Source organism: Streptomyces sp. NPDC019937 (assembly GCF_040631655.1).
GTDB lineage: Bacteria > Actinomycetota > Actinomycetes > Streptomycetales > Streptomycetaceae > Streptomyces.
In genome coordinates this window covers 54889-76586 of the sequence record NZ_JBEYAL010000027.1, presented here as the reverse complement: position 1 = coordinate 76586, position 21698 = coordinate 54889, and the positions used below count along the sequence as shown (strand labels likewise).

The window sequence follows — 21698 nt, the reverse complement described above, 5'->3', positions numbered from 1 at the left end:
TTCAGGTCTGGGGGACGCGGTGGGCGCGGGGGTCGGGCAGGACGCCGAGCTGGTGGAGGCGGTCCAGGAACGTCATCGGCCGGGGGCCCAGGCCGGACATGTTGTACGTGACGGTGTGCAGCAGCCGCGGATTGCGTCCGGTGAAGCGGACCGCCCGCCGCCCCACGACCCGGCCGCGCCAGGTCAGGTCGGTGACCATGCGGGCCGCGTTGTCGCTGGTGGTGGCGGCCTGGGCGAGGATCGGCCGCCGTTCCGCCTGGTAGGCGCGGAGGGCGGCGTCCACGGTGGCGGGTGACGGCGCGCCGTCGGCGGCGCCGAAGCGGCCGAGGTGGTCGGCCAGGGAGGCCGCGCAGGTGATCGCGGTGTTCATGCCCTGGGCGGCCATCGGGTGTACGGCGTACGCGGCCTCGCCGACGAAGGCCATCCCGGGGACGGCCAGCCGGGGCGAGAGGAAACGGGACACCGGCAGCATCTGCCTGCTGTCCAGACCGGCGAGCAGCGGCCCGGACAGGGGTTCCAGCGCGGGCACCTCCGCCACCACCCCCTCGGCCCAGGCGGCCAGGGCCGACCGGTCGCGGCCGCCGCGCAGTTCGTCGGGCGCGGTCTGGACGTACAGCCGCACCCGGTCGCCGGGCAGCGCGTACACCAGCCTCAGCCCGCGCGGGCTGAGGTACGCCGAGAAGTCGTCCGGGCGGGGCGCGCCCGCGAGGTCGAACGACACCAGGCGGTGCGGGTAGTCCACGCGCCGGGCGTCGATGCCCGCGGCGCGGCGCAGCCGGGACGAGATGCCGTCCGCGGCGACCGTCAGCGGCGCGCGGACCTCGTACCGCCGCCCGCCCTCGGTGATCGCCACGCCGCCGACCCGGCCCGAGCCGTCGCGCAGGGCCTCCTCGACCAGGGCGCCCCGGCGCACCTCCACGGTCGGGCCGAGCCCCTCGGCCAGCGCGTCCAGGATGGCCAGGTGGTCGTGGGAGAGCAGCCATCGGTCGCCCTCGGGGAGCCTGCCGTAGTCCAGCGCCATCAGCGGCGCCCCGGCCGGGTCGCGGACCACCAGGCGGCCCAGCCGTACCCCGGCCCGCTGCTCCAGCAGCCGCTCGGTGCCCCAGCGGCGCAGCACGCGCAGCGCGCCGGGCTGCAGCACCTCGCCCTTGGCGACCGGGCGCATCCTGGGCTGCTTGTCGACGACGAGGACGCGCAGGCCCAGCGCGCCCAGGGCGTGCGCGGAGGCGAGCCCTCCGGCTCCGGCCCCGCAGACGACGGCGTCGTACCGCGTGCTCTCGCTCATGCGGTGCCCTCCGCCGGCCCGAGGGATGCCGTGCGCAGTTTGGCCAGGGCGCGGAGGGCGAGGCCGGAGGCGATCGTGTCGTCCGCGTAGCGGTAGCAGAAGCGGATGTACTCGTTCACCGGCGATCCGGCCCAGCCGCCGTCCGGCCGCTGGGCGTCCGTCAGATAGCGGGCGGCGGCCGTCACGGGCCGCGATCCGGGGTCGTGGCCCGCGGCGAGCAGCCCGTACAGGGCCCAGGCGGTGTCCTCCACGGTGCCGCCGGCCGCTTCGCCGTCGGTTGGTTCGCCGTCGCCCCAGGAGCCGTCGTCGGCTTGCGTGCGCAGCAGCCACGCGCCCGCCCGTGCGGCCGCCGGATGCGCGGCGCCCACCGTGCGGCACAGCGTCTCCAGCACCACCGCGGTACCCGCCGTACGGCCCCGGTACCACAGGGCCTCGTACGAACCGTCCGCCCGCTGCCGCGAGATGAGCCAGCGCACGGCCTTCACCACGCGCCGGTCGTCGGCGCCCGCGCCGTGGTCCAGCAGCGCGCGGACCGCCTTGGCCGTCATCTGCGGGCAGGGGCCGAACCCGCCCGGCTTGCTGTTCCGCACGGCCAGGCTCCAGGAGCCCGCCGCGTCCTGCATTCGGGTCAGCCAGTCGATGCCGCGCCGTACGTGCGGATCGTCACCGCCGCCGGGGAGGCGCAGCAGCACCGAGCTGATCTCCGCGGTCTCCAGCGCCATGGGCCAGCTGTGGGCGCTGGAGAAGCCCCAGTAGCCGGGCGGGCAGGCGAGGGCGGCGAAGGGGGTGTTCTGCTGGCGCTCGTGGAACATCGCGCGGGTCGGCGTCAGCCGGGGGTCCTGGGCGTACCCCGCCTCCAGGAGGGCGGAGGCGGCGAAGCTCGACCAGGTGACGTCCAGCGGCATCAGCTCCCACCCGCCGTCCGCGCCGGCCGCCGACCGCAGCCACGCGGTGGCGGCGCGCACGATGTCCGGGGCGAGGCCGGAGCGGGTGGTGCCGACGCAGATGAGGCCGGTCAGCCAGGGATCGGTGCTGAACGCCCCGCACCCGCCCTCCCGTTCGTACGCCTCGCGGACGACGGCCAGCGCGGCGGGCCGGGCCAGGGCGTTGAGCCGCCGCCGTACCAGCCCCTGGGTGCGGCGGCGCACCGTGGCCTGGCCGAGCGCCATGCTCGCGAGGATCGGCAGCCGCAGGCTGAGCTGCCGCCGGGCGGGCCCGCGCAGCAGCAGCGCCTCCAGCGGGAGGCGGGGCAGCGCCGACTCGTCCAGCCGGCCCGCGAGGACGTCGAACTGCCGGATCAGCCCCGCCATCACCGGCTCCGGCAGCGCCTCGGGCCCGCCCAGCTCGGCCAGCCGCCGCCGTCCGGCGCGTACGGCGTGGGTGGCGCCGGCCGCGTCGCGCGGGGCGGCCAGGTCGAGCGCGTCGGTGACGACGGCGGTGGTCAGCACCTCGTCGGGCACCCCGCGCATGGCCCATCCGCCGCTGTCGCGCTGCGCCTCGATCAGCCGGTCGACGCCGTGGGCGGTGTCGGGGCCCGTCGCCCGGGCGAGGTGCAGGGCGATGAGGGCGAGGGCGGTGTTCGCCGGGGAGAAGCGGTCCTCCGCCGCGTCGGGAGCGAACACCCCGTCCGGGCGCCGCCGGGCGAAGAGCGCCTCGGCCCCGGCCGTGACGGCGGCGTCGATCCGGCCGGTCAAGGGTGTCGAGGGTGAGGTCACCATGGGCTCGGACGGTCCTTCCGTAGTACGGCGCGAACGGGCTGCGGCGGGTCGTCGGCACCGGGTGAGCGCTCGCGCGGCCCGTCCCCGGGGCGGCCACCGGTGCGCTCCGGGGGCGGCCCGGGGTCCGGGACCGGGTGGAGGTGCCGGGCCGGGCGCGGGACGGTTTCGGGACTCCCCTCCGCCTCCCCGTCGTCCGGCGGGAACTCGTGGCGGGCGCGCAGCCTGGCCTGGGTCAGGAGGCTGAGGGCGAGCAGCGGGACCAGGACCGCCAGGGCCGGGGCCGGGCCCCGGCCACCGGCGAGCACCGCCGCCGCCAGGATGAGGCGTTCGGCGACCAGGACCTCGTGGGCCCGCAGCGCGCGTGCGGGGGTCAGCGGGGCCGCGCCGCGCAGCAGCGGGGCGAAGGCGTGGAAGCCGCAGGCCGCCGCGACGAGCAGGAGGGCTGCGAAGGCGGCCCGGCCGCCGGGGGCGGCGAGCGGTACGCAGGCCGCGGCGGTGACGAGCGCGGCCGCGTACAGCAGCGCGGCGGTGCGTGCCGCGTAGCGGACGCCGCGCAGGACGGGGAGCGTGAGGTAGCCGCCGCTGCGGTCGCCCTCGACGTCGCGGAGGGTGCCGACCAGGTTGGACGCCGTGTCGTGGGCCCAGAACGCGAGGGCGGCCGGCAGGACCGCGGGCCAGCGGGGCTCCGTTCCGGCCGTCATCGCCCCGAAGACGACGGTGAGGGCCGTCAGCGCGCCCCGCACCGCGTTGCCGGACAGCCCGCGGCCCTTGAACACCTTGCTGTACGCGACGATGCCCGCCATGCCCGCCGCGACGAGCAGCAGCGCGGTCCAGGCGGTCAGCGCGGTGACGACGGCGGCCGCCAGCGCGCACAGCATCCCGGAGGCGACGGCCGCGCGGGGGCTCAGCCGCCCGGAGGGGATGGGGCGCTGGGGTTTGCCGATGGCGTCGAGGTCGCGGTCGAAGTAGTCGCCGAGGTAGTGCCCGGCGATCCAGCTCAGGGTGGGTACGGCCCAGGCGGCCCACAGGTGCGCCGCCGGGGGTGAGCCGTCGGCGAGCGCGGCACCGGCCAGGCCGACCAGGCCGGGGTAGGACAGGGTGTACGGCCGCCAGGTCTGCAGGTGCGCCCCGAACCCGGTGGCGAAACGCGCCCCGGGCACGGTCACCGCTCCCGGTCGGCGGAGAAGTCCGCGATGGCGGCGAGCACGGCGGAGCCCTCGGTGGAGGGAAGCTCCGCGAGGCGGCCCTTGGCGCGGGCCACCTCCGCCCGGGTGCGTTCCCGCGCGGCCCGCAGCGCGCCGGTGGAGTCCAGGACGCGGCGTACGGCGTCGTGGGCGTCCCGAGCGGGCAGCGTTCCTCCCAGCGCGGTCCGCAGGGCTTCGCGCTCGGCGGCGTCGGCTCGCTCGTACGCCATGAGGACGGGGAAGGTGGGGCGTCCGTTGGCGGTGTCGCTCAAGCCGGACTTGCCGGTGGCCGCGGTCTCGCTGGTGTACGGCAGCAGGTCGTCGTGCATCTGGAAGGCGAGCCCGAGGTGTTCGGCGTAGCCGGTGAGGGCCCGTTGCCAGGTGGCGTCGCCGCCGCCGAGGAGGGCCCCGGCGTGGCAGGCGCCGCGGAAGAGGGCGCCGGTCTTGAGCGAGATCATCGTGAGGTAGCGGTCGAGCCCGCATCCCACGTCCCCGCACAGCTCGGCCTCCATCGCCTGGCCGCGGCACAGGTCGACCCCGGCGCGGGCCAGGACCCGTACGGCGGTCAGCAGCCGGTCGGCGGGCAGGCCCTGGTCGGCGCATTCGGCGACGGCGGCGAACATGCCCATGATCAGGGCGTCGCCGGTGACGACGGCGTCCGCGACGCCGTACCGGGCCACGACCGTGGGACGGCCGCGGCGCAGCGCGTCGCCGTCGATGACATCGTCGTGGACGAGCGACCCGGCGTGCAGGTACTCCACGCCGAGCGCGGCGGGCAGGCTCTCCTCGTAGCCGCCGCCCACGGCCCTGGCCGACTCCACGAGCAGCAGCGGGCGCAGCAGTTTGCCCGCGGGCAGCAGGGCGTAGCGGGATATGCGGTGGACGCGCTCCCCGTCGGTGGGCCAGCGGGACTCGAGGTCGCGCAGCAGCCGGGCGAGGGTGGGGTGGGCGGCGGAGAGCGGATCCGCGGGGGCGGTGGCGGTGGTGTGCGGGGCGGCGGTCACGGGGTCTCCTCACCGCCGCGGGCCGCCCCTCCGGTGAGCCCGTCCACGCCACCGTGGGCCTGCGGGCCGGTGTGCGCGTCCGCGTCGCGCAGCTTCGCGGCCAGCAGCGCGAACGCGTCGTTCGCCGCGGGCTCGGCGATGGTCACCCGTACGCCCTCGCCCGGCTTGCCGCACACCACCACGCCGTGGTCCGCGCAGAACTGGGTGAAGCGCTCGACGCCGGTCTCCATCGGCAGCCACAGGAAGTTGGCCTGGCTGGGCGTCACCTGCCAGCCCTGTTCGGTCAGGACTCCGTACAGCCGCTCCCGCTCGCGGGCGGTCTCCTCGCACTGGCGCCGGATCGCGGCGGACTCGGCGAGCGCCGCGACCGCCGCGGCTTGGGCGGCCGCGCCGACCCGGTGGAACATCAGGGCGCCGCGCAGCGGCGCGAGGGCGCGCTCATGCCCCACGAGGTAGCCGACGCGCAGGCTGAGCAGGCCGTACGACTTGGAGAAGGTGCGCACCACACACACCCGCTCGTCCTCCCGGTACAGCTCGACGCCGTGGGCGACGGCGGCGGCGTCCGCGTCGGCGAAGTCGATGTATGCCTCGTCGAGCAGCACGGTGACGTGGGAGGGCAGCAGGTCCAGGAAGCGCCGCAGGGCCGCCTCGCCGACGGCGGTGCCGGTGGGGTTGTTGGGGTTGCAGACGATGACCAGGCGCGTCGCGTCGGTGACGGCGGCCGCCATCGCCGGCAGGTCGTGCGTCTCGTCCCGCAGCGGCACCCGCACGGTGCCGGAGGCGGCGTTGGCCGCCATCATCGGGTACGCCTCCCAGGACGGCCAGGCGTGCACGGTGTGGGTGTCCGGCCCGGTGTGGGCGGAGAACAGCAGCTGGAGCAGGGCCCCGGAACCGGGCCCGACGGCGACGTCCCCGGCCGGCACCCCCAGGTGCTCGGCGATCGTCCGGGACAGGCCCATGCCCAGCGCGTCCAGGGTGCGGTGGGCTTCGGCGGCGGTTTCCGATACGGCCCGCAGGACGGCGGGAAGGGGTGGATGGCAGGTCTCGTTCAGCGACATCTGATGCTGTACGGCGCCCTGTGCGAGCACCGGCTGCATTCTGTTCCAGCCGTCTTTGTCAGACATGTTCCATTCCAATCCGCGGAAATTCTAGGGAAATCCCGCAAGGTTTGGATCGGCAGCGCACCGAATGGTGGGGGGGCGGTCGGTGATGGAGGCGGCGGCGAATACGAAAATAAGCTCGACAGGCCCGGCGAACCGTTGACAGCGGCCGTCACTCGGCCACCTCCCTGAGTGTGGTGGGCTCCTGGACCTACGTCCAATAAGGATCTTCCCGGCATCCATAAACACCTTTTACAGTGTTCATGTGCTCGACATCCATCAGTTAGCGGTCATAGCAGGCGTGGCGCGCGCGGGTTCCTACACCGCCGCCGCCGAATTACTGGGTTACACCCAGCCCGCCGTCAGCTACCGCATGCGCGCGCTGGAACGGACCATCGGTGTCCAGCTCGCGGTCCGGTCGGGGCGCGGGGTGCGGCTGACCCCGGCGGGCCGTCGGCTGGCCCAGCACGCCGAGGCGGTGCTGTCCGCGCTGGGGGCCGTCGAGGACGAGTTCCGTACGTACGCCGCCCACGCGCGTGGCACGGTGCGGGTGTCGGCGATCCACAGCGCCTGTGCCTCGCTGCTGCCCGGCACGGTGGCCCGGTTGCGGTCCGTCCGGCCGGATGTGCAGATCGTCCTGGAGCGGGCCAGCTCCCCGGACGCCTACCGCTCGCTGCGGGACGGGAGGACGGACGTGGCCCTGGTGAGCGTCCGCGACGGCTGCCGCCCGGACGACCCCGACCTCGATCCCGACCCCGATCCCGCCCCCGACGTCCCCGGCGCCGGGGCGCGGCCCGTCGCGCCCGAGGCCGAGGTGGTGGACCTGCCGCTGATCAGCGATCCGCGCTGTGTGCTGCTCCCGGCCGACCACCCGCTGGCCGATCTGCGGACGATCCCCCTCAGCGCGCTGGCCGACGAGGCCTGGGTGCTGGACGAGGACCGCGAGGAGTTCACCGGCGCCTGCGCCCGGGCGGGCTTCGAGCCCCGTACCGTCGCCATCACCAACGACCCCGCCACCGCCCACGACCTGGTGGCCCACGGCGTGGGCGCGGCCGTCGCGGAGGGCCTGGCCCTGCCGCCGCACCCCGACCCACGGGTGGTGGCCCGCCCCCTCCGCGACTGGCCGCCGCGCCACGTGCACGCCCTGCTCAGGGCGGAGACGCGGCGGGCCCCCGCCGTGGAGGCGCTGCTCATGGCCCTGCGGGAGGCGGTGGAGGGCCATCTCGCGAGGGACGGCGACCCCGCCCCGTTACGGCTGGCGCGGGCGGCGAAGGCCGCGGGATGACGACGGAGTGACGGCGGGGCGCCGGGATGGGGTAAAGTAGATCTTGCAACGCCGCCCCGAGGGGCGGGAGTTGATGCGTCGGTCGTCTAAGGAAAGATGCTCGTCTCCAAACGAGAGATGTAGGTGCAAGGCCTGCTCGGCGCTCCATGACAGATCCCTCTCCTGAGGTCAGGGGAGGGATCTTCTGCGTTACGCGTGCCCTGTGCGCGAGGCCCTGTACGGCCGGCGGGCTCAGCGCGGAAGGCTGACGTGGATCGTCTTGCCGCGCCCCCGGGTGATGGACACCTCACGGGCCAGGCGGCGGATCATGTGCCAGCCGAAGCCGCCGGTGCCGGTGTTCAGGTCGGGCGGGCGGGCCCGGGGAGCCGCCGGGTTCGGATCGCTGACGGCGACGGTGACCGTGTCGGCGTCGGCGGAGAGTTCGAGGGTGTACCGGCCGCCCCCGTGGCGCAGCGCGTTGGTGGCCAGCTCGGACACCACGAGGAGGATGGCGTCGGCCACGTCCGGCTCCGGGGGTGGCGTGAGCCCCTTGGTGAAGGCCCGGGTGACGGCGCGGGTGCGGTGAATGCCGCCAAAGCTGTCCCCCCGCACCACGGTCGAGGCCGTGGGCCGAGCGTTGGCGATCTTCGTGCCGTTCATGCGCGTACACCCCTGGTTACATCGGATATTCCGCTTTGCAGAACCTCGTCTGCCCGCTCTCCCGCCCGGCACGCTTGGCTGGCGTCAACACTGGCGTAAATCTGTCGTGGCGACTGTAGACATGGCGGGCTCGTGGGAGTTAGATTCCCTGTCGTAGTCACGACGCCCCAAGGGGGCGTGGCAGACATCGAGGACAAGGAGGCCGACACCATCAGGATCGCCCGGGCGAAGAGTTGAGTCCGCTCGGGTACCGCATGCCCCGGAAGGGAAGGTGGTCCCCGGTCAGATATCCGCGATCCCCGCACACCTGTCCTCACAGACGGGTCCGCGGACAATGGTGTTGAACCCCTCGGGGCCCTGGAGCCGTTTCGGCGCCAGGGCCCCTCGACGCGCGACCGATGACGCGCGACCGACGAGGCATGACCACCGACAGGGAAGATGAGGTGCAGTGGCCGAAGACGAAAAGCACAGCCGGCTCGACGATGACGACTACCCCGCCTACACCATGGGCCTCGCCGCCGATCTGCTCGGCACCACGGCGGCCTTCCTGCGGGCCCTCGGCGAGGCCGGTCTGATCGCGCCGCTGCGCTCGGAGGGCGGCCACCGCCGCTACTCGCGCCACCAGCTGCGCATCGCGGCCCGCGCCCGCCAGCTCGTCGACCAGGGCACCCCGATCGACGCCGCGTGCCGCATAGTCATCCTGGAGGACCAGCTCGAAGAGGCCCGGCACCTCAACGACGAGCTGCGGCGCGACGACTCGGCGCCCCGGCAGGACGGCGATTGCGCGGCAGGCCCCCGGATGGGGTAATGTAGATCTTGCAACGCCGCCCCGAGGGGCGGAAGTTGATGCGTCGGTCGTCTAAGGAAAGATACTCGTCTCCAAACGAGGGATGTAGGTGCAAGGCCTGCTCGGCGCTCCATGAAAGAGGCCCCTCCTGATTTCAGGAGGGGCCTCTTCGCGTCCGCGCCCCGGCAAGGGGCGCTCACGAGGCCGGAGTCGCCCGGCCCGGGCGGCCGCCCGGATGGCGGTGGCGCCAGGTCCAGAAGACGCCGACGGAGACCAGCGACCAGCCCGCCAGCACCAGGAACGGGAAGGCGTGCTGGTGCCCGCCGAAGTAGACGGCGGTGTGCTGGGCGTTCACGGAGGCGCCCGGCGGAAGCCAGCGGCCCACCGTGCCGAGCGGGGACGGCAGCAGCGGCCAGGAGACGGCGCCGCCCGACGAGGGGTTGCCGAGCAGGACCATCAGCCCCCAGGTGGGGATGAGCGCCCAGCGTCCGAACAGGACGTTGAACATGGAGAAGACCATCCCCGACGTGAACATGGTCAGGGCGAGGATCGCCCAGGACCCGGCGAAGGGCAGATCCAGCGCGCCGAGCCCCCAGTCGACGATCGCGGCGATGACGAAGGCGCCGAGCATCGCGTACGCGGCGGTGAAGGCGATCCGCTCGGCCGGGTTCAGAGCGGCCGCGTTCACGCTCAGCTGGACGGCGCCGAGGAAGCCCATGATCACCGCGGCCAGTGAGATGTAGAAGACCGCCAGACCCCGCGGATCGCCCGGCTGGAGCGGCTTCAGGTCCGTCACGGCGACGGGCACGCCCACCGCCCGGCCCACCGTCGTACCGGCCGAGGCGAGCACCTGGGCGACGCCGGCGCCCGCCGCCGAGGACAGGCCCAGTTCGACGCCGCGGCCGCGCGTCCGCAGGACCCCGAAGACCTGCTGCTCCTCCACGGCCCAGCGGGCGCGGCCGTATCCGGGTTCGCGGTGCAGGCGCAACGAGGCGTCCAGGACCTTCTCCATCCCGGCGACGAAGCGGCGCGGCGGGGCGGCGCCCTGGTCGGTGCTCACGACGGCGACGGGGATCCGGCGCGGGGTGGGGTTGGCGAAGGCGTAGGTGTACGAGCCCGCGAAGAGCCCCGCACCCGCCGAGATGATCAGCACGATGACCGCGGCCGGGAAGAACGGGCTGCGCTTGAACCGGGCCCACGGGGAGTCGTCGTCCGCCATGCGCGTAACGCTAGAACGGACAATCTCCGTACATCGCACGACGTGGCCCGGACAACACCCGGCGGAAATGGTTCGCCCATCGTTTTGCCGAGGTGAGATCCTGGGGTCCGTATGTCCACGACTCCTGCCCCCGCCCTGCCCGCCCTCCTGGAGCGGCTCCCCGAGCTGATGCTGCGCGACCAGCAGCGGCTGGGGCGCCGGCTCGACGGCGCCCGCCGGATCCGCAAGCCCGAGGCCCGCGCGGCCGTGCTCGGCGAGATCGCCGAGGACATCGAGCGGGCGGAAGTCCGGGTCGAGAGCCGCCGCGCCGCCGTACCGGACGTCACCTATCCGGAAGAGCTGCCGGTCAGCCAGAAGAAGGACGACATCCTCGCGGCCGTCCGCGATCACCAGGTGGTGATCGTGGCGGGCGAGACCGGCTCCGGGAAGACGACGCAGATCCCCAAGATCTGCATGGAGCTGGGGCGGGGCGTCAAAGGGCTCATCGGTCATACGCAGCCCCGCCGGATCGCCGCCCGCACCGTGGCCGAGCGCATCGCGGACGAGATCGGGACGCCGCTCGGCGAGTCGGTCGGCTGGAAGGTCCGCTTCACCGATCAGGTGAGCCCGGACACCCACATCAAGCTGATGACGGACGGCATCCTGCTGGCCGAGATCCAGACCGACCGCGAGCTGCGCCAGTACGACACGATCATCATCGACGAGGCCCATGAGCGCAGCCTCAACATCGACTTCCTGCTCGGCTATCTGGCCCAGCTCCTCCCCCGCCGCCCCGACCTCAAGGTCGTGATCACCTCCGCGACCATCGACCCGGAGCGCTTCTCCCGCCACTTCGGGGACGCGCCGATCGTCGAGGTCAGCGGGCGGACGTATCCGGTCGAGGTGCGCTACCGGCCGCTGCTGGAGGAGGGCGGCGAGGACAGCGACCGGGACCAGATCACCGCCATCTGCGACGCGGTGGACGAACTGCAGGCCGAGGGGCCCGGCGACATCCTGGTCTTCCTCTCCGGTGAGCGGGAGATCCGGGACACCGCCGACGCGCTCAACAAGAAGCAGCTGAGGTCCACCGAGGTGCTGCCGCTGTACGCGCGGCTGTCGCACGCCGAGCAGCACCGGGTCTTCCAAAGACACAGCGGCCGCCGGATCGTGCTGGCCACGAACGTCGCGGAGACCTCGCTGACCGTCCCCGGCATCCGGTACGTGATCGACCCGGGCACGGCCAGGATCTCCCGCTACAGCCATCGCACCAAGGTGCAGCGGCTGCCCATCGAGCCGGTCTCCCAGGCCAGCGCCAACCAGCGCAAGGGCCGCTGCGGCCGGACCAGCGACGGCATCTGCGTCCGGCTGTACTCCGAGGACGACTTCCTCACCCGCCCGGAGTTCACGGACGCCGAGATCCTCCGTACCAACCTGGCCTCCGTCATCCTCCAGATGACCGCGGCGGGGCTCGGCGACATCGAGAAGTTCCCGTTCATCGACCCGCCGGACCGGCGCAACATCAAGGACGGCGTCCAGCTCCTGGAAGAGCTGCACGCGCTGGACGGCAAGCAGAAGGACCCGCGCAAGCGGCTCACCCAGGTCGGCCGGAAGCTGGCCCAGCTGCCGGTGGACCCGCGGCTGGCCCGGATGGTGCTGGAGGCGGATCGCAACGGCTGCGTCCGCGAGGTCATGGTGATCGCGGCGGCGCTGTCCATCCAGGACCCGCGCGAGCGCCCCTCCGACAAGCAGCAGCAGGCGGATCAGCAGCACGCCCGGTTCAAGGACGAGTCGAGCGACTTCCTGGCCTTCCTCAACCTGTGGAAGTACATCCGGGAGCGGCAGAAGGAGCTGTCCTCGTCCGCCTTCCGCCGCATGTGCCGCAACGAGTACCTGAACTACCTGCGGATACGCGAGTGGCAGGACATCTACAGCCAGCTGCGCACGGTCGCGAAGACCATGGACATCCAGCTGTCCGAGCAGGACGCGGCGCCGGACCACATCCACACGTCGCTGCTGTCCGGGCTGCTGTCCCATGTGGGACTGAAAGACACCGAGAAGAACGAGTACGTGGGCGCGCGCAGCGCCAAGTTCGCCGTCTTCCCCGGTTCGGCGCTGTTCAAGAAGCCGCCGCGCTGGGTGATGTCGGCGGAGCTGGTCGAGACCTCCCGGCTGTGGGCGCGGGTCAACGCGAAGATCGAGCCGGAGTGGATCGAGCCGCTGGCCCAGCACCTGGTCAAGCGCACCTACAGCGAGCCGCACTGGGAGCAGAAGCAGGCGGCGGTGATGGCGTACGAGCGGGTCACGCTGTACGGCGTGCCGATCGTCGCCCAGCGGAAGGTCAACTACGGCCGGATCGACCCGGAGACCAGCCGGGACCTGTTCATCCGCAACGCCCTGGTCGAGGGCGACTGGCGCACCCACCACCAGTTCTTCCACGACAACCGGAAGCTGCTGGGCGAGGTGGAGGAGCTGGAGCACCGCGCCCGGCGCCGCGACATCCTGGTGGACGACGAGACGCTGTTCGACTTCTACGACCAGCGGATCCCCGAGCACGTGGTGTCGGGGGCGCACTTCGACTCGTGGTGGAAGCACAAGCGCGGCGACGAACCGGAGCTTCTCAACTTCGAGAAGTCGATGCTCATCAACGAGCGGGCGCAGGGCGTCTCCAAGGACGCGTATCCGGACTCCTGGCGTCAGGGGAAGCTCAAGTTCAAGGTGACGTACCAGTTCGAGCCGGGGGCGGACGCGGACGGCGTGACCGTCCACATCCCGCTCCAGGTGCTCAACCAGGTCACCCCGGACGGCTTCGACTGGCAGATCCCGGGGCTGCGCGAGGACCTGGTCACCGAGCTGATCCGGTCGCTGCCCAAGCCGGTGCGCCGCCACTACGTCCCGGCGCCGAACTACGCCAAGCGCTTCCTGGACGGCGCAGTGCCGCTCCAGGAGCCGCTGACGGCCGCCCTGGGCCGGGAGCTGCACCGGATGGTGGGGGTGCAGATCGAACCGGAGGACTGGGACCCGGCCAGGGTCCCCGATCATCTGAAGATCACCTTCCGGGTAGTCGACGAGCGGCGCCGCAAGCTCGCCGAGGACAAGGACCTGGAAGCGCTCAAGCAGCGGCTGAAGCCGAAGACCCGGGCCGCGATCTCCAAGGCGTTCGAGTCCTCCAAGGAGGCCGTCGGCATCGAGCAGCGCGGCGGGCTGACCTCGTGGACGGTCGGCACGCTGCCGCGCACCTTCGAGACCCGCCGCGGCGGCCAGCCGGTCAAGGCGTATCCGGCGCTGGTGGACGAGGGCGCGTCGGTGGCGTTGCGGCTCTTCGACACCGAGCCCGAGCAGCGGCAGGCGATGTGGCGGGGCACCCGGCGGCTGATCCTGCTCCAGCTGCCGTCCAACCCGGCGAAGTTCGCGCAGGGGAAGCTGTCCAACCAGGCCAAGCTGGCGCTCTCCAGCAGCCCGCACGGCAGCATCGCGGCGCTCTTCGAGGACTGTGTGTCCGCCTCCGCCGACCGGCTCATCGCGGCACGCGGCGGCCCGGCGTGGGACGAGGAATCGTTCCGCAAGCTCTTCGACGCGGTACGGGCCGACATCGCGGACGCCACGCTGGACACCGTCCGGAAGGTCCAGGAGGTGCTGGCGGCCTGGCAGGCGTGTGAGCGCCGGCTGAAGGGCATCAAGAGCCCGGTGCTGCTGCCGTCCCTCGCGGACGTCCGCGAACAGCTCTCGGAGCTGATGAAGCCGGGCTTCGTGACCGCCCACGGGGTGCGCCGCCTCCCGGACCTCATGCGCTATCTGGTGGCCGTGGACCGCCGGCTCCAGCAGCTCCCCACCAACGCCGAGCGGGACCGCACCCGGATGGCGAAGGTCAAGGAGATGCGGGACGAGTACGCCTGGCTGCTGGAGCAGTTCCCGGCGGGCCGCCCGGTGCCCCCGGAGGCGCTGGAGATCCGCTGGATGATCGAGGAGCTGCGGGTCAGCTACTTCGCGCACGCGCTGGGCACGGCCTATCCGGTCTCCGACAAGCGCATCGTGAAGGCCATCGACGCGCTCGCGCCGTAGCGTCTTGGGCCCGTCCGGTGCCGCCGGAGGGGCCGGGCGGGCGCGAGTTCGACCGCACCCCCTGACCTGCTGTAGAGTCTGTGACGCACCACAGCGAGGCACACGGCCGACAGGCTGTGAGGCGTCACTGATGGTCCTGTGGAGCAGTTTGGAGTGCTCGCCACCCTGTCAAGGTGGAGGCCGCGGGTTCAAATCCCGTCAGGACCGCACATACGCACCGGAGGCCCGGATCCGCACAAGGATCCGGGCCTCCGGTCGTCTTGACGGCAGCCCGCGCCCGGCGGTACCCAGACTAGAAGGTGGCGTGGGGGTGGCCGGGAGGTGCGGCACATGACGACGACCGCGAAACATGAGACCAGGGCCCTGCTGCGGGCCCATCTGGCGGCCGCCTCGGGCTACCGCCACTTCACCCGGCACTGCCCGGTCTGCCATCGGCTGCTGCGGCTGGCGATGGAGCCGTCGCCGCCACCGACAGATCCGGCCGGGCCGACGCCCGCCGAGGGATCACGCTCCGACGACCCGTCAACTCGGTGAGCCCTTACCGCTGTTCCACGGACATCGACAAGCACTGAACCGTGTGACGGGAGTCACCGAATGAGTTTTGGTGAGTGGGGGAACTTACACCCGCCTCACACCAGGTCAATTTAATATGTGCAATTGCACCCTCTGTCCAGGCCCTCCGGAGAGCATCACGGAGGGTCCTCCGGGCCACACCCCGAGGCCCGCCGGAGCGGCCGCCGGCCGCCCGACGAGGGGGCTCGGGAGGGCATAAAAAAGATCGCGCTGGACCCGGCGGAGTCCAGCGCGATCGACGACGCACCCATGTCGAGCGGTGATGGCCTGTTGGGGCAGGCACCCGTCGTGGTGGAGCCATACAGGCGAAAGCCGGGCTGGGGGGCCCGGATATGCCCGGTTATGCGGTTGTTCAGGCCTCGCTGCGCTGCTGCGGGATGCCCGCGAGAAGCGCACGGACCTCCGCTTCGCGGTAGCGCCGGTGCCCTCCGAGCGTGCGGATGGACGTGAGCTTGCCAGCCTTGGCCCAGCGCGTGACCGTCTTCGGGTCCACACGGAACATGGTGGCAACCTCAGCCGGGGTCAGCAGCGGCTCGGCATCAGGGGTGCGAGCGGTCATGAGCGGCCTCCTCGGGAGAACCGAACCATCACGGTTCTTTCCTCTAAATTCTGCACCTTGACCCACGTTGCCCGAAATGGCGGACGCGGGCCGAGTCGGTTATAGGACGAACGGCTTGTCCTCGGCACTACAACTACACCATCTGTCCAGCCCCGTCGGCCAAACCGATGGAATTGCCCTCTCAGGTGTCCAACCTCGACGGAAGCCGATGGACCATGCCATAACGGACAGTCACGCGGCGATGACGATCAGTCACAACAGGATCAGGGGTATCAGATCCGCCAAGGAGTGCAATACCGATGAATCCGCCCATACTTGGGCGGAAGGAGAACTTCCCGGACTCCTTGTCCTATTTTGACACGAGGGTGGGGGATTGCCGCAAGACCCGAAGTCAGTGCTTTAGATCACGATTGACGTAATGGCCCGGATCGGGACCTACGTCCCCCCGCTCCAGCTCTGACGCACCCGGCCGCCCGTTGGATCCGCTTTCCCCGGACCGGCCCGCTCAGGCCCTGTCCGGCCCTAGCTGGCGTTCTGCCGTCCCCGGATCTCGCTCCACCGATCGGTCAGCCGCTCATATGCGCTGCCCGCACGCTCCCCGTCCCCGTCCCTCAGTGCCGCAAGCCCTTCCGCCACGTCCGCCGCCGAGCGGTCGTCCTCCAGTTGCCCGGCCGGCACCACGTGCACCAGGCCGCCGTAGTCCAGTTCGACCAGCGACCGCGGATGGAATTCCTCCAGCCATCGGCCCACGTCGACCAGGCCGTCGATGAGCGGGCCCTCGCCGAGAGCCTCCTTGAGCACCTTAAGCCCGCGCGCCACCCGCCGTCTGGCCTGGACCATCGGGGTGCGGTAACGCAGGATGAGGCCGTCGTCGCCCTTGGTGCACTCGCGCTCCTCGTCCGCGAAGAGCACGAACCAGCGGACCGGGACGTGCCAGGTCGCCGAGCGGATCCACGGACGGGCGTCCGGGTTGCGCTCCAGCCACTGCTCGTAGTCCGAGGCGGCCTGCCGGCGCACCACGGGAGGCAGTGCGGCGTCCAGGAGGGGGCCGGGAAGGCGCTCGGGCAGCTCTTCCAGGGCCAACCAGCCGCGCAGCCGCGTCCGCCACGGACAGACGCATGTGACGCCGTCCACGACCGCCACAAAGGCGTCCGCGCTCTCGTGCACCGGAACCGGCACCGGAGGCACCGGCAGCAGGTCGGCGAGCGACCGCCGCAGCTCGTCCTGGACGCCGGGCAGCTCGTCGCGCTTGGCGTAGGCCGCCCAGTGCGTGCGCTCCGGTTCGGGAAAAGCGCCCAGTGGCTCATAGACACGGAGATACGCCGCATACGGGACAATCACCGAAGACGCCAAGGTCACACGCGCTCCCTCAAGGCCGATACCACCGCCAGGAGTTGCCTACCCCCTGCTCACCGCATCGTCCCACGACCACCATGCGGACTCGGCGGGGACATGGCCGCTCCCGCGCCCTTCCAGGGCTTACGCTCATGCCCACCGGCCCTCCCCACCAGCTCGGAGGGCGCCTTACCCGACCTATGGGAGTCACCACCGTGACCGACGTACGTCACACCGTCAGCGTCGACGGTCCGACGGAGAGTCGCGTGCCGAACCCTCTCTCGCCCTTGTCGATACTGTTCCGGACCGATCTGGGCGGCCATGAACAGGTCCTGCTCTGCCAGGACCGGGAGAGCGGACTGAAGGCCGTCATCGCGATCCACTCGACCGCCCTGGGCCCCGCCCTCGGCGGCACCCGCTTCCACGCCTACAGCGCCGAGGAGCACCCCGAGGAAGCGGCGGTCCTCGACGCGCTCAACCTCGCCCGCGGCATGTCCTACAAGAACGCGCTGGCCGGGCTCGACCACGGTGGCGGCAAGGCCGTGATCCTCGGCGACCCCGAGGAGATCAAGACCGAAGCGCTGCTGCTCGCCTACGGCCGTTTCGTGGCCTCCCTGGGCGGTCGCTACGTGACCGCCTGCGATGTGGGCACCTACGTCGCCGACATGGACGTCATCGCCCGCGAGTGCCCCTGGACCACCGGCCGCTCCCCGGAGAACGGCGGCGCCGGCGACTCCTCCGTGCTGACCGCCTACGGCGTCTTCCAGGGCATGCGGGCCAGCGCCCAGGCCTCCTGGGGCGCGCCCACGCTGCGCGGCCGCCGGGTCGGCATCGCGGGCGTCGGCAAGGTCGGCCACCACCTGGTGGAGCATCTGCTGGAGGACGGCGCCGAGGTCGTCGTCACCGACGTGCGCGCCGAGTCGGTCGACCGGGTGCTGGCCCGCCACCCCCGGATCGAGGCGGTCCGGGACACCGGCGCCCTGATCCGCGCCGATCTCGACGTGTACGCGCCCTGTGCGCTCGGTGGCGCGCTGGACGACGGCACGGTGCCCGCCCTGACCGCGAAGGTGGTGTGCGGCGCGGCCAACAACCAGCTCGCCCACCCGGGCGTCGAGAAGGACCTCGCCGACCGCGGGATCCTCTACGCGCCGGACTACGTGGTGAACGCGGGCGGCGTGATCCAGGTCGCGGACGAACTGCACGGCTTCGACTTCGCGCGGGCCAAGGCCAAGGCGTCACAGATCTTTGACACGACTTTGGCCATTTTTGATCGGGCCCGGACCGACGGCATTCCGCCCGCGGCCGCCGCCGACCGGCTCGCCGAACACCGTATGGCGGAGGGCCACGGCGCCACCTGAGGGACACCTGAGCACCGCCTGAGCACCGTCTGAGCGCCGCCCGGGGGCCACCTGGGCGTCGCCCGGACGTCGCTCGACCGCCGCCGGATCGCCGCTGGACCGACGCGATGAGCCGCCGCGACAGGCCGTGCGGGGAGTGGGGAAAGCCCTTCCGGGCACGCCGTACCGGCCGGTATGGGCCCCCTTGGCGAGAGATCCCTCACGGCCCGTCGGCGGGTCGGCCCCGGAGACAGGTTAAAATCGCAGCTGACCAGCGGGGACGGGGCTCCTCGCGGGTTCTGCCTCGTGGCACGTCGTGTGGGCGACGTACCGTATGGCCACAGAAGCAGGTACCGTTGAAGCCCTACGGACCGGTCTCTCTTTGGGGAGTCCGCTCCGATTCATGAACGTGAACGCGTGTCAAGACTCTGGGGCCGTCGAGCCCCGTCGTTGAGGGGGTCGAGCCATGGGGCGCGGCCGGGCCAAGGCCAAGCAGACGAAGGTCGCCCGCCAGCTGAAGTACAACAGCGGTGGGACGGACCTCTCACGCCTGGCCGAGGAGCTGGGCGCATCGACATCGAGCCAGCCGCCGAATGGCGAGCCGTTCGAGGACGATGAGCTGGACGATGACCCGTACGCACAGTACGCGGATCTGTACAACGACGACGATGACGAGGACGACGACCGGTCGGACTCGTCCGCGCAACGTCGCCGTGCCTGAAATGTGGTTCCCGCACCAGCGGGGTTGATCCTTCCACCACGTTCCAGGCGCTCGGCAATCGCCGCACCTCCGCCGGTCCGGGGCAGCCGCCTCGGACCGGCTTCTGTGCTGTCCGCGCGCCGGGCGCGGCCGGCTCAGCTCGCGTAGTCACCGGTCAGCGTCACCGCTTCCGCGTCACCGGCCGCACGGTCGGTGATCTCTCCGCTGACCCAGGCGTGCACCCCGCGGTCCTCCAGGGTGGCCAGCGCGACGTCCACCGACTCGCCCGGCACGACGGCCATCATGCCGACGCCCATGTTGAGGGTCTTCTCCAGCTCCAGCCGCTCGACCGAGCCGAGCCGCCCCACCAGGTCGAAGATCGCGCCCGGCGTCCAGGTCGAGCGGTCCACCACCGCGCGCACGCCGTCGGGAACGACCCGGGCCAGGTTGTTGGCGAGCCCACCGCCGGTGATGTGCGAGAAGGCGTGCACCTCGGTCGTGCGGGTGAGGGCCAGGCAGTCCAGCGAGTAGATCCGGGTCGGCTCCAGCAGCTCCTCCCCCAGCGTCCGGCCCAGCTCCGGCACCTCGCGGTCCAGCGCCCAGCCGGCCCGGTCGAAGAGCACATGGCGGACGAGTGAGTACCCGTTCGAGTGAAGTCCGGACGAGGCCATGGCGATCACCGCGTCCCCCGTACGGATGCGATCCGCGCCCAGCACCGCGTCCGCCTCGACGACGCCCGTACCGGCCCCGGCGACGTCGAAGTCATCGGCGCCCAGCAGCCCCGGGTGCTCGGCGGTCTCGCCGCCGACCAGCGCGCAGCCCGCCAGGGCACAGCCCTCGGCGATGCCCTTGACGAGGGCGGCGACCCGCTCCGGGTGGACCTTGCCGACGCAGATGTAGTCGGTCATGAACAGCGGCTCGGCGCCGCACACCACCAGGTCGTCCACGACCATGCCGACCAGGTCGTGGCCGACGGTGTCGTACACGCCCATCCGGCGCGCGATGTCCACCTTGGTGCCCACGCCGTCCGTCGCGGACGCCAGCAGCGGGCGCCGGTAGCGGGCGAGCGCGGAGGCGTCGAAGAGGCCGGCGAAGCCGCCGAGGCCGCCCACGACCTCGGGCCTGCCGGCCTTCTTGACCCACTCCTTCATCAGCTCGACGGCGCGGTCGCCCGCCTCGATGTCGACGCCCGCGGCGGCGTAGCTGGCACCAGTGGACTCAGACATGTGACCTTGAGTTCTTTCGTTTCGGAAAAGCGACATACGAAGGCCGGGTGCCCGGGGCCTCAGGGGCGGCGGAGCGCGTCGGCGCCGCCGACACCGGCGGTCAGCGTCCGCACGCCATCGGCGTCGGCACTGCTCTGCCCTTGCGTCTCCGACTCCAGCAGATGCTTGCCCAGCAGCCCCGGGTCCGGCAGGTCCATCGGGTACTCGCCGTCGAAGCACGCGCGGCACAGATTCGGCTTGGCGATCGTGGTCGCCTCGATCATGCCGTCGGTGGAGATGTACGCGAGGGAGTCGGCGCCCAGCGACTTGCCGATCTCCTCGGTCGACAGCCCGTTGGCGATCAGCTCGGCGCGGGTGGCGAAGTCGATGCCGAAGAAGCAGGGCCACTTGATGGGCGGGCTGCTGATCCGGATGTGCACTTCCCTGGCACCGGCCTCGCGGAGCATCCGCACCAGGGCGCGCTGGGTGTTGCCGCGGACGATCGAGTCGTCCACGACCACCAGCCGCTTGCCCCGGATGACCTCCTTGAGGGGGTTCAGCTTGAGCCGGATGCCGAGCTGCCGGATGGTCTGCGAGGGCTGGATGAAGGTCCGGCCGACGTAGCTGTTCTTGACCAGCCCGGAGCCGTACGGAATCCCGCTCGCCTCGGCGTACCCGACGGCGGCCGGGGTGCCGGACTCCGGCGTCGCTATGACGAGGTCGGCGTCGGCCGGGGCCTCCTTGGCCAGCCGCCGGCCCATCTCGACGCGCGAGAGGTAGACGTTGCGGCCCGCGATGTCGGTGTCGGGGCGCGCCAGGTACACGTACTCGAAGACGCAGCCCTTGGGCCGGGCCGGGGCGAACGTCGTGGAACGGAGGCCGTTCTCGTCGATCGCGACCATCTCACCGGGCTCGATCTCCCGGATGAAGGACGCGCCCACGATGTCCAGGGCCGCCGTCTCGGACGCCACCACCCAGCCGCGCTCCAGGCGGCCGAGCACCAGCGGGCGGATGCCCTGCGGGTCCCGGGCGGCGTACAGCGTGTGCTCGTCCATGAAGCAGAGGCTGAAAGCGCCCTTGACCTTCGGCAGCACGATCGGAGCGGCCTGCTCGACGGTCAGCGCCTTGCCGTCCTCGTCGACCTGCCCCGCGAGGAGGGCGGTGACCAGGTCGGTGTCGTTGGTGGCCGCGACCTGGGTGGCCCGGCCCCTGTCTCTGGGCAGGGCCTCGACCAGCTCCGCCAGCTCGGCGGTGTTGACCAGATTCCCGTTGTGGCCCAGCGCGATCGAGCCGTGGGCGGTCGCCCGGAACGTCGGCTGCGCGTTCTCCCACACCGAGGCACCGGTGGTGGAGTAGCGGGCATGACCGACCGCGATGTGGCCCAGCAGGGAGCCGAGGGAGGTCTCGTCGAAGACTTGCGAGACCAGGCCCATGTCCTTGAAGACGAGGATCTGGGAGCCGTTGCTCACTGCGATGCCCGCGGACTCCTGACCGCGGTGCTGCAGCGCGTACAGCCCGAAATAGGTGAGTTTGGCGACCTCTTCACCCGGCGCCCAGACTCCGAAGACGCCGCAAGCGTCCTGGGGGCCCTTCTCACCGGGGAGCAGGTCGTGGCTGAGTCGTCCGTCACCACGTGGCACGGCATCGAGTCTAGGCCAGTTCCGCGGTGCGGCCGAACGAGGGACCCGATGGGGGGCGTATGTCACATCTGCGCACGGCTCGCCCCCGGC

The 21698-nt window shown here is 71.9% G+C and carries 17 protein-coding genes and 1 tRNA gene; 7 read left to right on the top strand and 11 right to left on the bottom strand.

The annotated features are described in order from the left end of the window. Nucleotide 1: 1 nt before the first annotated feature. From ABZ562_RS25985 to ABZ562_RS25965, 5 genes are read right to left on the bottom strand one after another with little or no spacing between them, the layout of a single operon-like run. Nucleotides 2–1285, bottom strand: a complete 1284-nt coding sequence (locus ABZ562_RS25985; RefSeq protein WP_361484042.1) for an NAD(P)/FAD-dependent oxidoreductase — start codon at nt 1283–1285, stop codon at nt 2–4. Further along, complete coding sequence (locus ABZ562_RS25980) at nt 1282–2979, bottom strand: prenyltransferase/squalene oxidase repeat-containing protein (RefSeq protein WP_361484040.1); 1698 nt, start codon at nt 2977–2979, stop codon at nt 1282–1284. Before ABZ562_RS25980 ends, ABZ562_RS25985 begins: the two co-directional genes overlap by 4 nt. 17 nt (nt 2980–2996) lie before the next feature. Further along, complete coding sequence (locus tag ABZ562_RS25975) at nt 2997–4163, bottom strand: UbiA family prenyltransferase (RefSeq protein ID WP_361484038.1); 1167 nt, start codon at nt 4161–4163, stop codon at nt 2997–2999. Nucleotides 4164–4165: 2 nt separating this feature from the next. Beyond that, nucleotides 4166–5191, bottom strand: a complete 1026-nt coding sequence (locus ABZ562_RS25970) for a polyprenyl synthetase family protein (protein WP_361484036.1) — start codon at nt 5189–5191, stop codon at nt 4166–4168. After that, nucleotides 5188–6315 carry an aminotransferase class I/II-fold pyridoxal phosphate-dependent enzyme gene (locus tag ABZ562_RS25965; RefSeq protein ID WP_361484034.1) on the bottom strand — a complete coding sequence of 376 codons (1128 nt, stop codon included), beginning with the start codon at nt 6313–6315 and terminating at the stop codon, nt 5188–5190. The genes ABZ562_RS25970 and ABZ562_RS25965 overlap by 4 nt, the downstream gene beginning before the upstream one ends. 241 nt (nt 6316–6556) lie before the next feature. Here ABZ562_RS25965 and ABZ562_RS25960 point away from each other — a divergent pair, with 241 nt between their 5' ends. Next, a complete protein-coding gene (locus tag ABZ562_RS25960; RefSeq protein ID WP_361484032.1) occupies nt 6557–7576 on the top strand; it encodes a LysR family transcriptional regulator in 1020 nt (339 codons plus the stop codon). Nucleotides 7577–7807: 231 nt separating this feature from the next. Here ABZ562_RS25960 and ABZ562_RS25955 read toward each other — a convergent pair whose 3' ends face one another. Continuing rightward, the gene (locus ABZ562_RS25955; RefSeq protein ID WP_361484030.1) at nt 7808–8215 is read right to left on the bottom strand and encodes an ATP-binding protein; all 408 of its coding nucleotides are present in this window, start codon (nt 8213–8215) and stop codon (nt 7808–7810) included. Nucleotides 8216–8720: 505 nt separating this feature from the next. Between ABZ562_RS25955 and ABZ562_RS25950 the strand changes: the two genes are divergently transcribed. Continuing rightward, nucleotides 8721–9023, top strand: coding sequence for a MerR family transcriptional regulator (locus ABZ562_RS25950; protein ID WP_361484132.1), 303 nt, complete (start codon nt 8721–8723; stop codon nt 9021–9023). Nucleotides 9024–9198: 175 nt separating this feature from the next. Here the strand turns inward: ABZ562_RS25950 and ABZ562_RS25945 are convergent, their stop codons facing one another. Further along, on the bottom strand, nt 9199–10221 hold the full coding sequence (locus tag ABZ562_RS25945) for an ABC transporter permease (RefSeq protein ID WP_361484028.1): 1023 nt from the start codon (nt 10219–10221) through the stop codon (nt 9199–9201). Nucleotides 10222–10332: 111 nt separating this feature from the next. On the opposite strand from ABZ562_RS25945, the gene hrpA reads away from it, so the two are divergent. From hrpA to ABZ562_RS25930, 3 genes are all read left to right on the top strand, one after another. After that, a complete protein-coding gene (gene hrpA / locus ABZ562_RS25940) occupies nt 10333–14259 on the top strand; it encodes an ATP-dependent RNA helicase HrpA (protein WP_361484026.1) in 3927 nt (1308 codons plus the stop codon). A 132-nt stretch (nt 14260–14391) separates the two neighbouring features. Then, nucleotides 14392–14466: transfer RNA gene (locus ABZ562_RS25935), tRNA-Asp, on the top strand. A gap of 123 nt (nt 14467–14589) precedes the next feature. Then, the gene (locus ABZ562_RS25930; RefSeq protein WP_361484024.1) at nt 14590–14793 is read left to right on the top strand and encodes a DUF6274 family protein; all 204 of its coding nucleotides are present in this window, start codon (nt 14590–14592) and stop codon (nt 14791–14793) included. A gap of 391 nt (nt 14794–15184) precedes the next feature. On the opposite strand, the gene bldC is transcribed toward ABZ562_RS25930, so the two are convergent. Together bldC and ABZ562_RS25920 are read right to left on the bottom strand one after the other, a co-directional pair. Next, complete coding sequence (bldC, locus tag ABZ562_RS25925; protein WP_003949541.1) at nt 15185–15391, bottom strand: developmental transcriptional regulator BldC; 207 nt, start codon at nt 15389–15391, stop codon at nt 15185–15187. Nucleotides 15392–15913: 522 nt separating this feature from the next. Then, nucleotides 15914–16750 (bottom strand): hypothetical protein, encoded by an 837-nt coding sequence (locus ABZ562_RS25920; RefSeq protein WP_361484022.1) that lies wholly within the window; start codon nt 16748–16750, stop codon nt 15914–15916. A 176-nt stretch (nt 16751–16926) separates the two neighbouring features. On the opposite strand from ABZ562_RS25920, the gene ABZ562_RS25915 reads away from it, so the two are divergent. Both ABZ562_RS25915 and ABZ562_RS25910 read left to right on the top strand, forming a co-directional pair. After that, on the top strand, nt 16927–18084 hold the full coding sequence (locus ABZ562_RS25915; protein ID WP_361484020.1) for a Glu/Leu/Phe/Val dehydrogenase dimerization domain-containing protein: 1158 nt from the start codon (nt 16927–16929) through the stop codon (nt 18082–18084). Nucleotides 18085–18529: 445 nt separating this feature from the next. Next, complete coding sequence (locus ABZ562_RS25910) at nt 18530–18784, top strand: DUF3073 domain-containing protein (protein WP_361484018.1); 255 nt, start codon at nt 18530–18532, stop codon at nt 18782–18784. A gap of 134 nt (nt 18785–18918) precedes the next feature. Here ABZ562_RS25910 and purM read toward each other — a convergent pair whose 3' ends face one another. Together purM and purF are read right to left on the bottom strand one after the other, a co-directional pair. Next, complete coding sequence (gene purM, locus ABZ562_RS25905) at nt 18919–19989, bottom strand: phosphoribosylformylglycinamidine cyclo-ligase (RefSeq protein WP_361484016.1); 1071 nt, start codon at nt 19987–19989, stop codon at nt 18919–18921. 59 nt (nt 19990–20048) lie between these two features. Further along, nucleotides 20049–21608 carry an amidophosphoribosyltransferase gene (gene purF, locus ABZ562_RS25900; RefSeq protein ID WP_361484014.1) on the bottom strand — a complete coding sequence of 520 codons (1560 nt, stop codon included), beginning with the start codon at nt 21606–21608 and terminating at the stop codon, nt 20049–20051. Nucleotides 21609–21698 lie beyond the last annotated feature (90 nt).

Coding starts and splice junctions, on each gene's coding strand:
- ABZ562_RS25985 (WP_361484042.1), bottom strand. CDS start 1,285: ATGAGCGAGAGCACGCGGTACGACGCCGTCGTCTGCGGGGCCGGAGCC.
- ABZ562_RS25965 (WP_361484034.1), bottom strand. CDS start 6,315: ATGTCTGACAAAGACGGCTGGAACAGAATGCAGCCGGTGCTCGCACAG.
- ABZ562_RS25955 (WP_361484030.1), bottom strand. CDS start 8,215: ATGAACGGCACGAAGATCGCCAACGCTCGGCCCACGGCCTCGACCGTG.
- ABZ562_RS25950 (WP_361484132.1), top strand. CDS start 8,721: ATGGGCCTCGCCGCCGATCTGCTCGGCACCACGGCGGCCTTCCTGCGG.
- ABZ562_RS25945 (WP_361484028.1), bottom strand. CDS start 10,221: ATGGCGGACGACGACTCCCCGTGGGCCCGGTTCAAGCGCAGCCCGTTC.
- hrpA (WP_361484026.1), top strand. CDS start 10,333: ATGTCCACGACTCCTGCCCCCGCCCTGCCCGCCCTCCTGGAGCGGCTC.
- ABZ562_RS25930 (WP_361484024.1), top strand. CDS start 14,590: ATGACGACGACCGCGAAACATGAGACCAGGGCCCTGCTGCGGGCCCAT.
- bldC (WP_003949541.1), bottom strand. CDS start 15,391: ATGACCGCTCGCACCCCTGATGCCGAGCCGCTGCTGACCCCGGCTGAG.
- ABZ562_RS25915 (WP_361484020.1), top strand. CDS start 16,927: ATGGGAGTCACCACCGTGACCGACGTACGTCACACCGTCAGCGTCGAC.
- ABZ562_RS25910 (WP_361484018.1), top strand. CDS start 18,530: ATGGGGCGCGGCCGGGCCAAGGCCAAGCAGACGAAGGTCGCCCGCCAG.
- purM (WP_361484016.1), bottom strand. CDS start 19,989: ATGTCTGAGTCCACTGGTGCCAGCTACGCCGCCGCGGGCGTCGACATC.